The sequence below is a fragment of the Oxalobacteraceae sp. CFBP 8761 genome (genome assembly GCA_014841595.1).
Lineage (GTDB): Bacteria > Pseudomonadota > Gammaproteobacteria > Burkholderiales > Burkholderiaceae_D > Telluria.
On sequence record JACYUE010000001.1, the window covers coordinates 1,570,703 to 1,583,857 of the forward strand.

Below are 13,155 nucleotides of genomic sequence, written 5' to 3' on the forward strand. Positions count from 1 at the left end.
ATGAAAATCAAGGTCCTGATCGTCGACGACTCGGCATTGATCCGCAGCGTGATGAGCGAGATCGTCAATTCGCAACCCGATATGGAAGTGGTGGCCACGGCGCCCGACCCCCTTGTCGCGCGCGAGCTGATCAAGAAACACAATCCGGACGTGCTCACGCTCGACGTCGAGATGCCCAAGATGGATGGCCTCGACTTTCTCGAAAAACTGATGCGCCTGCGCCCGATGCCGGTGCTGATGGTCTCGTCGCTGACCGAGCGCGGCTCGGAAATCACGATGCGCGCGCTGGAGCTTGGCGCCGTCGACTTCGTCACCAAGCCCAAGATATCGATCCAGAGCGGCATGCGCGAGTATGCCGACATGATCGCTGACAAGATTCGCGGCGCCGCGCGTGCGCGCATCGCACCGCGCAGCCGCACGCCCCAGGTGGCCAGCACGCAACTGTCGGCGCTGAGGAGTCCTCTCATTTCTTCTGAAAAACTGATCATCATCGGCGCCTCGACCGGCGGTACCGAAGCGATCCGCGAATTTTTGATGCAGATGCCGTCCGATTGCCCGGGCATCCTGATTGCCCAGCACATGCCGGAAGGCTTCACCACGTCGTTCGCCAAGCGCCTTGATTCGCTGTGCAAGATCAGCGTGGTCGAGTCGGCTGGTAACGAGCGGGTGCTGCCTGGCCACGCGTATATCGCGCCCGGCCACTCGCACCTGTTGCTGGTGCGCTCCGGTGCCAATTACATGACGCGCATCGAGCAGAGTCCGCCCGTGAATCGCCACCGTCCATCGGTCGATGTGTTGTTTCGTTCCGCTGCGCAGGCGGCCGGTAAAAACGCCGTTGGTGTTATCCTGACCGGGATGGGCAAGGACGGCGCGGCGGGCATGCTCGAGATGCGCGAAGCCGGCGCCCACAACTTCGCTCAGGACGAAGCGAGCTGTGTGGTGTTCGGTATGCCGCGTGAAGCGATTGCCATTGGCGCGGCACATGAGGTCGGTCCATTGCAGGCTTTACCGCGCCTTGTACTCGACCATCTGGCGGCCCAAGGCGGCCGGGCGTTGCGTGTTTGAGCTGAATTCATCATCCTTCCATGCTTTGTAGGCTATTTTATCGCCGTAGAGCAACAAAAATGCTATTCTTGCGTCTGTAAAAGTAGCTTACCCAACAAACCAAATTAGTAGATTCAAACGGAGTAATTCATGGCTGATCCAAAGATGCGTTTTCTGGTTGTTGACGATTTCTCGACGATGCGCCGCATTGTCAGGAATCTGTTGAAAGAACTGGGTTATGCCAACGTCGACGAAGCAGAAGATGGCGTCATGGCGCTGGCAAAACTGCGCAGTGAATCGTTCGACTTCGTCGTGTCGGACTGGAACATGCCGAACATGGACGGCCTGACGATGCTGCAGAATATTCGTGCCGATCCGGCACTGGCCAAGCTGCCGGTGCTGATGGTGACTGCCGAAGCGAAGAAGGAAAACATCATCGCGGCAGCACAGGCAGGCGCCAGCGGCTATGTCGTCAAGCCATTCACGGCAGCGACGCTCGACGAAAAGCTGAACAAGATCTTCGAGAAACTGGACAAAGCCGGAGCCTGAAATGGTTGAGCAGAACACCGCGCCTGTTGCCGGCGCGTCCACGCACGATGAGGTGCTGAGCCGGGTCGGTCACATGACCCGTGCGCTGCACGAGAATCTGCGCGGTCTGGGCCTCGACAAGTTGATCGAGAAGGCCGCAAGCGACATCCCCGATGCGCGCGACCGGCTCGACTACGTGGCGCAGTTGTCCGAACAGGCGGCCAAGAAGGTGCTTGACTCAACCGACGCGGCCGGCCCGCTGCAGGATGCCATCGAAGCACGTTCGACCGACCTCAAGGCAGGTTGGCAGGCGCTGCTCGACGCGCCTGCAGGTGAGGCAACGGATGCGCAATGGCGCGCGCTGGCGCAGCGCACGATCGCTGGCCTGGACGAGTCGCGGGCCGGGGCGGTTGCCACCCGCAGTGAACTGATGAGCATCATGATGGCCCAGGATTTCCAGGATCTCACGGGCCAGGTCATCGGTCGCATCACGGGCATTGCCCAGAACCTCGAAAAGCAACTGGTCCAGGTCCTGATCGATTTCGCACCAAGCGAGATCAAGCGCGAGCTGGACAATGGCCTGATGAACGGTCCGCAAATCAAGCCGATGGGTACCGAAGTCGTGGCAAACCAGGGGCAGGTCGACGACCTGCTCGACAGTCTCGGGTTTTGAGCTTGCGCCGAGCAATTTGAAACGGCGCCTCCATGCATCGCACCAACTTCATTGTCCGTGAACCGCTGCTTGATCCCCGGCAGCGTGTTCTCGGTTACGAGCTGTCGTGGCAACAGCACGACGGCCGTATCCCGACCGGCCCCGACCTTGAAGGCCTGGTCGGCTTTGTCGCCGAGCACGTCAACCATGTCGACCAGGGTTGGCTGCTGCGTGAAAAGATCCTGTTCCTGGACGCCGTCCCCGCCATGCTGTCGACCGATGCACTGCATGCGCTGCCGCCGGAACGCACCGTCCTCGCCTTCGATATCCGCCAGTTGACCGACGTCGACGTGCGCTCGGCCGTGCAGGCCGTGCGCGCCGGTGGCGTGGGCGTGGCCATTCGCGGCTGCGACCTCACGCTGCTGGGGCGCAATCTGGCACCGTACGCTTCATACGTCGAGGTGCGCTTTACCGGCGTCAACGTGGCGGACCAGGCCCGGACCTATGCGAGCGCCAAGCATTCTTCGCTGCGCATGGTCGGGCGGCCGGTGGGCACGTGGGCCGATTTCGATGCCTGCGCCGCGCTCGGGCTCGATGCCTTTGTCGGCAAGCTGCACCTGACCCCGCGACCGGGCAATCCCGTCAAGGGCATGAACCCGAGCCAGCAAATCATCCTGCAACTGATGCAGATGGTGCAGGCCAATGACGACGTGGCCCGGCTCGAAAGCGTGCTCAAACGCGACCCGGCATTGACCTACAAGCTGCTGCGTTACATCAATACCGCCGGCTTCGGCGCGGGCCGCGAAGTGCAGTCGCTGCGCCAGGCCATCTCGCTGCTCGGCTACGCGCCGCTGTACCGCTGGCTGGTGCTGCTGCTGGCCACGGCCAGTGCGAGTGGCTATTCGCCGGTGCTGATGGAAACGGCTGTCGTGCGCGGCCGCCTGGCTGAATTGCTGGGGCAAAAAGCCCTGGGCCGGGGCGCCGGTGAACACCTGTTCGTGGCCGGCATGTTCTCGCTACTCGACCGTCTGCTGGGCCTGTCCATGCAGGAAGTGCTCGATGCGATCCAGTTGCCCGATGAAGTGGTCAAGGCATTGACGAAGCGCGAAGGCAGTTACGGGCCCTACCTGGCGCTGGCCGAAGCATGCGAGCTCAATTCGAACCTGGTGGCGTCACTGGCGGCGACGCTGGGGCTGAGTCCGTCCGACGTCAATGAGGCGCATCTGTCGGCGCTGGCGTGGGCGCAGAGCGTGGGGCTGGACGGCTAGTCTGTCGTCCCCTGTGCATACGTGGCGGCGTCCGTTTGGCGGCTCTGCTAGCATGCAGGATGAAAAATATTCTCCTGGTCGACGATCTGGGCATTGATGTCATGCTGACGCGACTTGCCCTGCAAGAATTCGCGTTCGACCACGAACTGGTCGTGGCAGGCGATGGCGCCCAGGCGTACGAGATGCTTCGCCAGCAGCGCTTCGATCTGCTGCTCCTCGACATCAAGATGCCGCAGGTCGACGGGTTCGAGCTGCTGGCGCTTCTGCGCACCGAGTCGCTGGCCGGGATGCCCGTCATCATCGTGTCGGGGTCCGGTCTGGCAGCCGACCGTGAGCGCGCCCAGGCGCTGGGTGTCGACGACTATGTGCAGAAAGCCGTCGATTACACCGGGTTCAAGCGGGAGTTGAAGGCAGCGCTGGTGCGCCAGGGCTGCCCGGCGGGCTGAGGCCCGCGGGGCGGCCCAAACGATCAGATTTCCAGATTGTCGATCAGGCGCGTGTTGCCCAGCTTGGCTGCGGCAAGCACGACCAACGGCGCGCCATTCGTCAGGTCGGCCGCATCCGGCGCCTGCAGGTCGCCGCGCTTGCGCACCGAGATGTAGTCGGGTTTCCAGCCACGCTCGGCCAGCGCCGCCATCGCGCGCGCTTCGACTTGTGCGATATCGCGCTCGCCGCCACGCACGCTGTCGGCCACTGCATTCAGGTTCTGGTACAGGGTCGGCGCTTCGGCCCGCTCGGTCTCCGACAGATAACCGTTGCGCGACGACAGCGCCAGACCATCTTCGGCGCGGTAGGTCTCGGCGCCGATGATCTGGGTTGGCATGGCGAACTGGCGCGCCATATTGCGCACGATCATTAGCTGCTGATAATCCTTCTTGCCGAACACGGCCACGCGCGGCTGCACGCACGAAAACAGCTTGGTAACGACCGTGCAGACACCTTCGAAGAAGCCGGGACGGAACTCGCCTTCCAGCGTGCTGCCCAAGCCGTCAGGCGGGCGCACCCGATACTCTTGCGGCTCCGGGTACAGGTCTTTCTCGGTCGGGGCGAACAGCACGTAGACGCCTTCTTTTTCCAGCTTCGCCACGTCTTCATGGAACGTGCGCGGATACTTGTCGAAGTCTTCGTTGGGGCCGAATTGCAGGCGGTTGACGAAGATCGACGCGACGACCGGATCGCCATGGCGGCGCGCCAGACGCATCAGCGACAGGTGGCCTTCGTGCAGATTGCCCATCGTTGGCACAAATGCCGTGCGCAGTTGGCCGCTGAGCTGGTCGCGCAGTTCGTCGATGGAAGAGATGATTTTCATGATGGATCGGGTCAGGAGAGGCCGGCGTTATGCCGGCGAATAGGCCAGTCGCACGTAGATCGGTGCAAACGGTTCGGCCTGGGTAATTTCAATCAGGGTTTCTTTGGCAAGTTCGAGCATCGCGACGAAGTGCACCACGACAATCGGCACCGTGTGCTGGCCCGCGAATAGGTCGCCGAACTCGACGAAGCGCTGTGACTGCAGCGTGCGCAGGATGGCCGACATGTGCTCGCGCACCGATAGTTCCTGGCGGCCGATCCGGTGATGCTGGGTCAGCTTGGCGCGGCGCAGTACATCGAGCCAGGCGCGCTGCAAATCCCATGGATCAACATCGGGCAGCGGCTGGACCAGGCCCTGTTCGACGAACAGCTCGGGCCGGACAAAGTCGCGGCCTTCCTGCGGCACGTTGCCCAGTGCGACGGCGGCGGTCTTGATCTGTTCATAGTCCAGCAGACGACGCACAAGTTCGGCGCGCGGGTCGCCTGCATCTTCGATCAATTCATCCTGGCGCTTGGGCAGCAACATGCGCGACTTGATCTCGATCAGCATTGCCGCCATCAACAGGTATTCCGCGGCCAGCTCGAGATTGCTTTTGCGGATCTGCTCGACATAGACGAGGTATTGCAGGGTGACCTGCGCCATCGGGATATCGAGGATATTGAAGTTTTGCCGCCGGATCAGGTACAGCAGCAGATCGAGCGGGCCTTCAAATGCGTCGAGAAAGATCTCAAGCGCATCGGGCGGGATGTACAGGTCATTCGGCAAGCGCGTGAGCGGTTCGCCGTACAGGCGTGCCAGGGTGGCGTCGACCGGCGCAGGATGCGGTGTTTCCATGGCGGGCTGGACAGCCTGAGTGTGTACCTCGTCGTGCCCGTCAGCCGCCCCGTCGGGCATCATGCGCGCGACCGTCCTCAGACCTTGTTCTGGTACGGATAAGCTTGCTGGCGCAGGCGCGACTCTTCAGTGCGCGCCTGTTCGTCGAGCGAGACAGGGGACTTGTCCCACAGCAGCGCGCGACCGGCCACTTGGCCGGCATCCATCTCTGGATGCTGTTTCTTCAGTTCCGAGATGAACTTGGTGTGCTCGGATTCGTAGTTCACGTGTTTTTTCGAGAAGATCATGATTGGCTTCGTGGATGCAATGGAACAGCGGCTTGACGACACCTGGAGCGGGACAGAATCTTGCGCCCCGCCCCAGGTGTCGTCAAGTATGACGATGTCAGGCTTACTTGTGCAGCGCGTTCAGCTGGCGCGCGATGATGTCGTGATTCAGCCACAGCACCGGGGCGATCTTTTCCGACGCGCCATGGAACATCAGCGGACCGGCGCCTTCCAGGACCAGGCTCGACAGGTGATCGGTGATCAGCGCTTTCTTGTCCTTGTGCAAGGCCGTGATCGCTTCCGAGGTGCCGATCATCACATCGGCCAGGGCCGGCGTGTTGTCCATCGGCCAGGCTTCGAAATTGCGGAACTCGGCGCTGGTGGCGTCGTTGTTGTAGCCCTCGATCGTGTCGAGCAATTGCTGCAGCGACGTGCCTTCGCCCAGCAATTCTTCGCAGATACGCCACTGCTCATCGGCCCAGGCGCCGCCGCCTTCGCGCTTGAGCGCGACCAGCAACGGGAACAGCGACAGTTCCACGCCGACAAAGATGTCCGACGAATTCGTGCGGATTTCCGGGCAGTTGAACACCGTGGCAGTGATGCCGTTCTTCCACGCCGCTTCAGCCACCGACTCCAGGCGCATCTTGGCGTAGCCCTGCGTGTAGTTGGTGTAGGTCTGCCAGTGGTACTCGCCGCCGATCAGAATCTCGGTGCCGTGGTAGCCATACGCCGTGTAGCGCACTTCGCCACCAGCCTGGGTCACGCGGTCGCGGATCGTGGCCGACGCATCGATCAGGTACTTGAGCGTGTTGGCCGAGACTTCGTCGAAGTTCATCAGGATCAACTTGCCCAGATCGCTCTCGAGCAGGGCACGCGACGACATGAAACGCTCGCCGCGGCCTTTGTAGATGCGATTGGCAATGGCCAGGAAGGCCTTGATCTTCGGGATGCCGCCCGCCATGGTATGGGCGAAGAACACGTTCGCACCCTGTGGCACCAGCTTGTCGACTTCCTGCATGACTTGCGCGGCCGAGGTCGTGAAGCGGCGCACGCCGGCTTCGCGGCAACGCTCGATGTGCGCCCAGTCCAGCGTTTCTTCTTGCCAGGTTTTCAGCGTGATACCCGACAGCATTTCGGTCGGGTTCTTTTCGCCCTCCGGTGCATCCATGTCGAAGCCGGCCATCAGCGGCACATTGATGATGCGGCCGCCCAGTTTTTCTTCGGCTTCGGCCAGTTCGGCGGCGTCCAGCGGGCGCAGTGCGCCGGTTTCGTCGCGGCGGCCCACGGTGATGCCGACGATCGTCATGCCGGCAGCGCGCGCTTCGTCGATCAGGCCATTCACGTAGCCGCGGCCGAACAGTTCACCGAACAGGACGAACACGTCGCCTTTGCGGAACACGTTGGCGGTCGGAATATGGCGCAGGGGAGTCAAATCGGTCATGGTTCTTGGCTACCTATCAAAAGAGTTTGTAGGGCGTCTTGTCATAGTTTAAACATGGCATTGTACACCCGGTACTGGCCCCGGAATTCGCACCCCGGGGCCGGCCAGTGGCTGGCTGGCGGCCACGTCATCGTGGCACGCCAGACCAGCCGCTGTCGTGAAGCATCAGCGGATGCGCATGCCTGGCGTCGCGCCCGGCATCGGGTCGAGCAGGTACAGACCCGGATTGGTTTTCTCGTCAGCGCTTGATGCGCACAGCACCATGCCTTCGGACACGCCGAACTTCATCTTGCGCGGGGCCAGGTTGGCCACCAGCACTGTCAGCTTGCCGATCAGGTCTTCCGGCTGGTATGCCGACTTGATGCCCGAGAACACATTGCGGTGACGGCCTTCGCCGACGTCCAGTGTCAGGCGCAGCAATTTGGTCGAACCTTCGACGTGTTCGCAATTGACGATTTTCGCGACGCGCAGGTCGATCTTGGTGAAATCGTCGATCGTGATGGTCGGAGCCAGGGCTTCGATGTCGCCTTCGTCCGACGCGTCGGTCACTGGCGTAGACGCCGGGGCGATCGCCGCAGCGGCTGCCGGCGCAGCGATCGCCGGAGCAACCGCCGCCGGGACCGGCTTGTCGAACAGGTTCTCGACCATCTTGGCGTCGACGCGCTGCATCAGGTGCGTGTAGGTGCCGATGGTGCGGCCGAGCATCGATTCGTAGACGGCGGCGCCATGGGTGTCGGCCCAGCTCAGTTCAGCGTCGCCCAGGAATTCGGCGACGCGCGCGGCCACTTGCGGCAGCACCGGTTGCAGCATGATGGTCAGTTGACGGAACAGGATCAGCGCGGTCGTGCAGACATCGTGCAGTTCGGCCGTTTTGGTCTCGTCCTTGGCCAGGATCCATGGCTTGTGCTCGTCGACGTACTGGTTGATGACGTCGGCAATCTCCATGATTTCGCGCAGTGCACGGCCGTATTCGCGCGCCTCGAAGCTGGCGGCCACCGATGCCTGGCGCTCGGCGCCGTCATGCATCAGTGCCTTGCAGATCCAGTCGCGGCCCAGCGGCGAGACGCTGTCGGCCAGTTTGCCGTCGAAGCGCTTGGCGATGAAGCCGGCGCAGCGGCTGGCGATATTCACGTACTTGCCGATCAGGTCGCTGTTGACGCGGGCCACGAAGTCGTCGCCATTGAAGTCCAGGTCTTCCACCTTCGCGTTGAGCTTGAAGGCCAGGTAGTAGCGCAGCCACTCCGGGTTCATGCCCAGTTCGAGGTAGCGCAGTGGCGAGATGCCGGTGCCGCGCGACTTCGACATTTTTTCATTGTTCACCGTCAGGTGGCCGTGGACGGCGACCTTCAGGTTGTCGATGATCGGGTGGCCCGAGAAATTCAGCATCGCCGGCCAGAACAGCAGGTGGAACGAGACAATGTCTTTGCCGATGAAGTGCAATTGCTCGGCAGCCGGGTCGTTCAGGAACGCCTCGACATCCAGACCCTGCTTGTCGAAGTAGTTTTTCAGGCTGGCCAGGTAGCCGACCGGCGCGTCCAGCCACACATAGAAGAACTTGCCCGGTGCATCCGGAATCGGGATGCCGAAGTAGGGCGCGTCGCGCGAGATGTCCCAGTCGGCCAGCTTTTCGCCGGCTTCGCCCAGCCACTCCGACACCTTGTTGACCATTTCAGGCTGCAGGCGGCCCGGGGTGTTGAGCCACTCCTTGAGGAACGCGAAGCAGCGCGGGTCGGACAGCTTGAAGAAGTACTGCTCCGACGGTTTCAGCACGGGCGTAGAGCCGGTGAAGACCGAGAACGGGTTGATCAGTTCGGTGGGCTGGTAGGCAGCGCCGCACACTTCGCAGTTGTCGCCGTACTGGTCCTTGGCATGGCACACCGGGCACTCGCCCTTGATGTTGCGGTCGGCCAGGAACATGCCCTTGACCGGATCGTAAAAGCGATCGACGGTCTTGGTGACGATCAGGCCGGCATCGCGCAGCTTGCGGTAGATGCCTTGCGAGAGTTCGACGTTTTCGGGCGAATCGGTGGAATACCAGTTATCGAAGGCGATATGGAAGCCATCGAGATATTGCGCGCGGCCGGCGGCGATCTTGGCCACGAATTCCTGCGGCGTGATGTTTTCTTTTTCGGCCGCGATCATGATCGGCGTGCCGTGCGTATCGTCGGCACAGACGAAATGCACTTCGCGTTTCTGGCCGCCCTGCGCATTGCCTTCGCGCTGCATTCGCTGGAAGCGGACCCAGATGTCGGCCTGGATGTATTCCATCATGTGGCCGATATGGAAGGCAGCATTGGCGTAGGGCAGTGCGGTGGTGACGAACAGCTTGCGGGTCATGGTTGAAACGCTTCGGTTATATGAAAAGAAGCATTTTAACAGCGGATGGCCCTGTGCGCGCAGGGGGTATTCCCCGTGGTTTACGACCAACAGGCTGGCTGCCCTGCCGTTTTGCGCTACACTTCGCCCCAATATCAATCGGAGAACACCCGGAGAGCACCATGAGCATCACTGAAAGCGATATCAAGACGGCATTGGCGAGCGTTATCGACCCCAATACCACCAAGGATTTCATCACCACCAAGTCGATCAAGAACATCAATATCGACAATGGCCAGGTCACGTTCGAACTGGAACTGGGCTACCCGGCCGCCAGCCAGGTCGAGATGCTGCGCCAGATGGCGGCCAGCGCCGTGCTGGCCCTGCCAGGCGTCGAAGGCGTGGCCATCCGCGCCTACAGCAAGATCGTGTCGCACACGGTCCAGCGCGGCATGAAGGTCATGCCGAACGTGAAGAACATCATCGCTGTTGCCTCGGGCAAGGGCGGCGTCGGCAAATCGACGACGGCCGTGAACCTGGCCCTGGCGCTGCACGCCGAAGGCGCCAGTGTCGGCATCCTGGATGCCGACATCTATGGTCCGTCGCAGCCGATGATGCTGGGCGTGAGCGGTCGCCCGCTGACCAACGACGGCAAGAGCATGGAGCCGCTGGAAAACCACGGTATCCAGGTGTCGTCGGTCGGCTTCATGATCGACCCGGATGAGCCGATGGTGTGGCGCGGCCCGATGGCCAGCGGCGCGCTGCAGCAGCTGCTCGAGCAGACCAACTGGCGCGACCTCGATTACCTGATCGTCGACATGCCGCCAGGCACCGGCGACATCCAGCTGACGCTGTCGCAGAAAGTGCCGGTCACGGGCGCCGTGATCGTCACCACGCCGCAGGACATCGCCTTGCTCGACGCGCGCAAGGGCCTCAAGATGTTCGAGAAAGTCGGGATCCCGATCCTGGGCGTGGTCGAGAACATGAGCACCCACACCTGCACCAACTGCGGTCATACCGAAGCGATCTTCGGTCACGGCGGTGGCGAGAAGATGTGCGCCGATTTCGGCATCGAATTCCTCGGCGCGCTGCCGTTGACGATGTCGATCCGCGAGCAGGCCGATGCCGGTCGCCCGACCGTCGTCGCCGATCCGGATGGCGCCGTCGCTGCGGTCTACAAGCAGATCGCCCGCAAGGTCGCGATCAAGATCGCCGACAAGGCCAAGGACATGAGCAGCAAGTTCCCGAGCATCGTCGTCAGGAACGACTGATCTCAAGCCTGGCCGGGCCTGGTGCCCGGAGCCGTTTCACAAAGCCCCTGCGCAACGCTGTTGTACAGGGGCTTTGTTCATTTTGCAGGCCCGTGTCGTGCAGGGAGGCGGCCGGTGGCGCTGCGCGCGCCCGGCATGGCCGCTCGGCCCATCGCGCCGTGGTGCGCGGTTGAAGAGACTGGGCCAGGGACCGTGGGGATGCATGCTGGCCGGCCGGGCGTCGGGGTAGAATACGCCTTTTACCTGATTGCTTTCCGCCATGACCGTCCGCACCCGTTTTGCTCCCAGCCCGACCGGCTATCTCCACGTTGGCGGCGCGCGCACCGCGCTGTATTCGTGGGCCTACGCCCGCCACTTCGGTGGCACTTTCATCCTGCGCATCGAAGACACCGACCTCGAACGCTCGACGCCCGAAGCCGTGCAGGCCATCCTCGACGGCATGAAGTGGCTGGGACTGGAGCACGACGAAGGCCCGTTCTACCAGATGCAGCGCATGGACCGCTACCGCGAAGTGGTCGCCGGCATGCTCGACGCCGGCACCGCCTACCTGTGCTACTCGTCGCCTGACGAAGTGGAAGCGATGCGCGAGCGCATGCGCGCAGCCGGCGAGAAGCCGCGCTACGACGGCACCTGGCGTCCGGAAGACGGCAAGGTCCTGCCGGCCGTGCCGGAAGGCGTCAAGCCGGTGGTGCGTTTCAAGAATCCACTCGATGGCGACGTGACCTGGACGGACGTGGTCAAGGGCACGATCACGATCGGTAACAAGGAACTCGACGACCTGGTCATCGCGCGCCCGGACGGCACGCCGACCTATAACTTCTGCGTCGCGGTCGACGACTGGGACATGAAGATCACGCACGTGCTGCGCGGCGACGATCACGTCAACAACACGCCACGCCAGATCAACATCCTGCGCGCGCTCGGCGCCGAGTTGCCGCTGTATGGCCACCTGCCGATGATTCTCGGCACCGATGGCGCAAAGCTGTCCAAGCGCCATGGCGCCGTGAGCGTCATGGATTATCCGGAGCAGGGCTATCTGCCTGAAGCGATGCTCAATTACCTGGCGCGCCTGGGCTGGAGCCACGGCGACGACGAAGTATTTTCGATGGCGCAGTTCACCGAGTGGTTCAATCTGGAACACCTGACCGCATCGGCGGCCCAGTTCAATCCGGAAAAGCTGAACTGGCTGAACAACCACTATATCAAGGCAGCCGACAATGAGCGCCTGGCCGCACTGGCGCTGCCAAAGCTGAAGCGCGACGGTGCGCGCTTCGATGGCGCGCCGGCACTGCCAACCGTGCTGGGCCTGATGAAGGAACGCGCGAACACGATCAACGAGCTGGCCGATGCTGCCATGCTGTTCTACCGCGATCCGCAGCCGGACGCCGAGCAACTGGCGCTGCACCTGACCGAAGCCGTGCGCGGGGCGCTGGCGCTGTTTGCCGAGCGCTGCGCCACGGTGGCGTGGGACAAGGCGTCGCTGGCAGCGATGATCAAGGAAGTATTGGCTGCCCACAGCCTCAAGATGCCGCAACTGGCCATGCCACTGCGCCTGCTGCTGACAGGCCAGTTGCAGACGCCGGCGATCGATGTGGTGCTCGAGTTGTTTGGCCGCGACGTCGTGCTGGCGCGCGTGCAGAAGGGGTTGTAACAGCCCGCATTGGACACCCCGCTTCGACGTCTCAAAACGTTGTTTGCGAAATGCAAGGGTGTCCTATATAATGCTCGCACTTCAGCGCTGCGGGGGTATAGCTCAGCTGGGAGAGCGCTTGCATGGCATGCAAGAGGTCAGCGGTTCGATCCCGCTTACCTCCACCAACTCTGAAGTGTGGCAGTGGTTTTGCCTCGGTTGTAATGTGAAGCTGTGTAGCCAGCAGCAATGTAGTAATGCAGTATCGGTTGTTCATGGTCCCCATCGTCTAGAGGCCTAGGACATCACCCTTTCACGGTGAGTACCGGGGTTCGAATCCCCGTGGGGACGCCAGCTTGCTGGTTAGAATAACAAGACACAGTATGCAAGCAGCATGCGCTACTGGTCGAAGCAGGTGCAGTGTAGTAAAATGTTGTTTTCCCGTGGGGGGTATAGCTCAGCTGGGAGAGCGCTTGCATGGCATGCAAGAGGTCAGCGGTTCGATCCCGCTTACCTCCACCACGTAAAAGAAAACGACATTGAGTAGTACCGCAGTACGAGTAAAGCAAGCGCAGTAAAAGTTTCAGCAAGTCCAG

At 62.1% G+C, this 13,155-nt stretch carries 12 protein-coding genes and 3 tRNA genes; 10 read left to right on the top strand and 5 right to left on the bottom strand.

What is annotated here, in order from left to right; translation table 11 throughout:
- The 5 genes from IFU00_06960 (at nt 1) to IFU00_06980 (ending at nt 3,938) form a co-directional block, all read left to right on the top strand.
- Nucleotides 1-1,065 (top strand): chemotaxis response regulator protein-glutamate methylesterase, encoded by a 1,065-nt coding sequence (locus tag IFU00_06960; protein ID MBD8542025.1) that lies wholly within the window; start codon nt 1-3, stop codon nt 1,063-1,065.
- A gap of 129 nt (nt 1,066-1,194) precedes the next feature.
- On the top strand, nt 1,195-1,593 hold the full coding sequence (cheY, locus tag IFU00_06965) for a chemotaxis response regulator CheY (protein ID MBD8542026.1): 399 nt from the start codon (nt 1,195-1,197) through the stop codon (nt 1,591-1,593).
- Nucleotide 1,594: 1 nt separating this feature from the next.
- The gene (locus tag IFU00_06970) at nt 1,595-2,245 is read left to right on the top strand and encodes a protein phosphatase CheZ (GenBank protein ID MBD8542027.1); all 651 of its coding nucleotides are present in this window, start codon (nt 1,595-1,597) and stop codon (nt 2,243-2,245) included.
- A gap of 32 nt (nt 2,246-2,277) precedes the next feature.
- Nucleotides 2,278-3,492, top strand: coding sequence for an HDOD domain-containing protein (locus tag IFU00_06975; protein MBD8542028.1), 1,215 nt, complete (start codon nt 2,278-2,280; stop codon nt 3,490-3,492).
- A gap of 59 nt (nt 3,493-3,551) precedes the next feature.
- Nucleotides 3,552-3,938: a response regulator gene (locus IFU00_06980; GenBank protein MBD8542029.1), complete on the top strand. Its 387-nt coding sequence runs from the start codon at nt 3,552-3,554 to the stop codon at nt 3,936-3,938.
- Between the two features lie 23 nt (nt 3,939-3,961).
- On the opposite strand, the gene IFU00_06985 is transcribed toward IFU00_06980, so the two are convergent.
- From IFU00_06985 to metG, 5 genes are all read right to left on the bottom strand, one after another.
- A complete protein-coding gene (locus IFU00_06985; protein ID MBD8542030.1) occupies nt 3,962-4,801 on the bottom strand; it encodes a pantoate--beta-alanine ligase in 840 nt (279 codons plus the stop codon).
- Nucleotides 4,802-4,828: 27 nt separating this feature from the next.
- A complete protein-coding gene (locus tag IFU00_06990; protein ID MBD8542031.1) occupies nt 4,829-5,698 on the bottom strand; it encodes a segregation/condensation protein A in 870 nt (289 codons plus the stop codon).
- 14 nt (nt 5,699-5,712) lie between these two features.
- A complete protein-coding gene (locus tag IFU00_06995) occupies nt 5,713-5,922 on the bottom strand; it encodes a DUF3460 family protein (GenBank protein ID MBD8542032.1) in 210 nt (69 codons plus the stop codon).
- Nucleotides 5,923-6,025: 103 nt separating this feature from the next.
- Entirely contained in the window at nt 6,026-7,342 is a 1,317-nt protein-coding gene (locus IFU00_07000; GenBank protein ID MBD8542033.1) for a hypothetical protein, read from the bottom strand.
- 165 nt (nt 7,343-7,507) lie between these two features.
- Entirely contained in the window at nt 7,508-9,679 is a 2,172-nt protein-coding gene (gene metG, locus IFU00_07005) for a methionine--tRNA ligase (GenBank protein ID MBD8542034.1), read from the bottom strand.
- A gap of 161 nt (nt 9,680-9,840) precedes the next feature.
- Between metG and apbC the strand changes: the two genes are divergently transcribed.
- The 5 genes from apbC to IFU00_07030 all read left to right on the top strand — a co-directional run bounded on the left by apbC (nt 9,841) and on the right by IFU00_07030 (nt 13,081).
- Entirely contained in the window at nt 9,841-10,929 is a 1,089-nt protein-coding gene (gene apbC / locus IFU00_07010) for an iron-sulfur cluster carrier protein ApbC (protein ID MBD8542035.1), read from the top strand.
- Between the two features lie 259 nt (nt 10,930-11,188).
- Nucleotides 11,189-12,580 carry a glutamate--tRNA ligase gene (locus tag IFU00_07015; GenBank protein ID MBD8542036.1) on the top strand — a complete coding sequence of 464 codons (1,392 nt, stop codon included), beginning with the start codon at nt 11,189-11,191 and terminating at the stop codon, nt 12,578-12,580.
- Nucleotides 12,581-12,671: 91 nt separating this feature from the next.
- Nucleotides 12,672-12,747 (top strand) — tRNA-Ala (locus IFU00_07020).
- A gap of 90 nt (nt 12,748-12,837) precedes the next feature.
- A tRNA-Glu gene (locus tag IFU00_07025) sits at nt 12,838-12,913 on the top strand.
- Nucleotides 12,914-13,005: 92 nt separating this feature from the next.
- Nucleotides 13,006-13,081: transfer RNA gene (locus tag IFU00_07030), tRNA-Ala, on the top strand.
- Nucleotides 13,082-13,155 lie beyond the last annotated feature (74 nt).

Bases quoted from the DNA above. Each gene is read 5' to 3' on its own strand.
- IFU00_06975 (MBD8542028.1), top strand. From the start codon at position 2,278: ATGCATCGCACCAACTTCATTGTCCGTGAACCGCTGCTTGATCCCCGG.
- IFU00_07000 (MBD8542033.1), bottom strand. From the start codon at position 7,342: ATGACCGATTTGACTCCCCTGCGCCATATTCCGACCGCCAACGTGTTC.
- IFU00_07015 (MBD8542036.1), top strand. From the start codon at position 11,189: ATGACCGTCCGCACCCGTTTTGCTCCCAGCCCGACCGGCTATCTCCAC.
- IFU00_06990 (MBD8542031.1), bottom strand. From the start codon at position 5,698: ATGATGCCCGACGGGGCGGCTGACGGGCACGACGAGGTACACACTCAG.
- IFU00_06995 (MBD8542032.1), bottom strand. From the start codon at position 5,922: ATGATCTTCTCGAAAAAACACGTGAACTACGAATCCGAGCACACCAAG.
- cheY (MBD8542026.1), top strand. From the start codon at position 1,195: ATGGCTGATCCAAAGATGCGTTTTCTGGTTGTTGACGATTTCTCGACG.
- IFU00_06970 (MBD8542027.1), top strand. From the start codon at position 1,595: ATGGTTGAGCAGAACACCGCGCCTGTTGCCGGCGCGTCCACGCACGAT.
- apbC (MBD8542035.1), top strand. From the start codon at position 9,841: ATGAGCATCACTGAAAGCGATATCAAGACGGCATTGGCGAGCGTTATC.
- IFU00_06960 (MBD8542025.1), top strand. From the start codon at position 1: ATGAAAATCAAGGTCCTGATCGTCGACGACTCGGCATTGATCCGCAGC.
- IFU00_06985 (MBD8542030.1), bottom strand. From the start codon at position 4,801: ATGAAAATCATCTCTTCCATCGACGAACTGCGCGACCAGCTCAGCGGC.
- IFU00_06980 (MBD8542029.1), top strand. From the start codon at position 3,552: ATGAAAAATATTCTCCTGGTCGACGATCTGGGCATTGATGTCATGCTG.
- metG (MBD8542034.1), bottom strand. From the start codon at position 9,679: ATGACCCGCAAGCTGTTCGTCACCACCGCACTGCCCTACGCCAATGCT.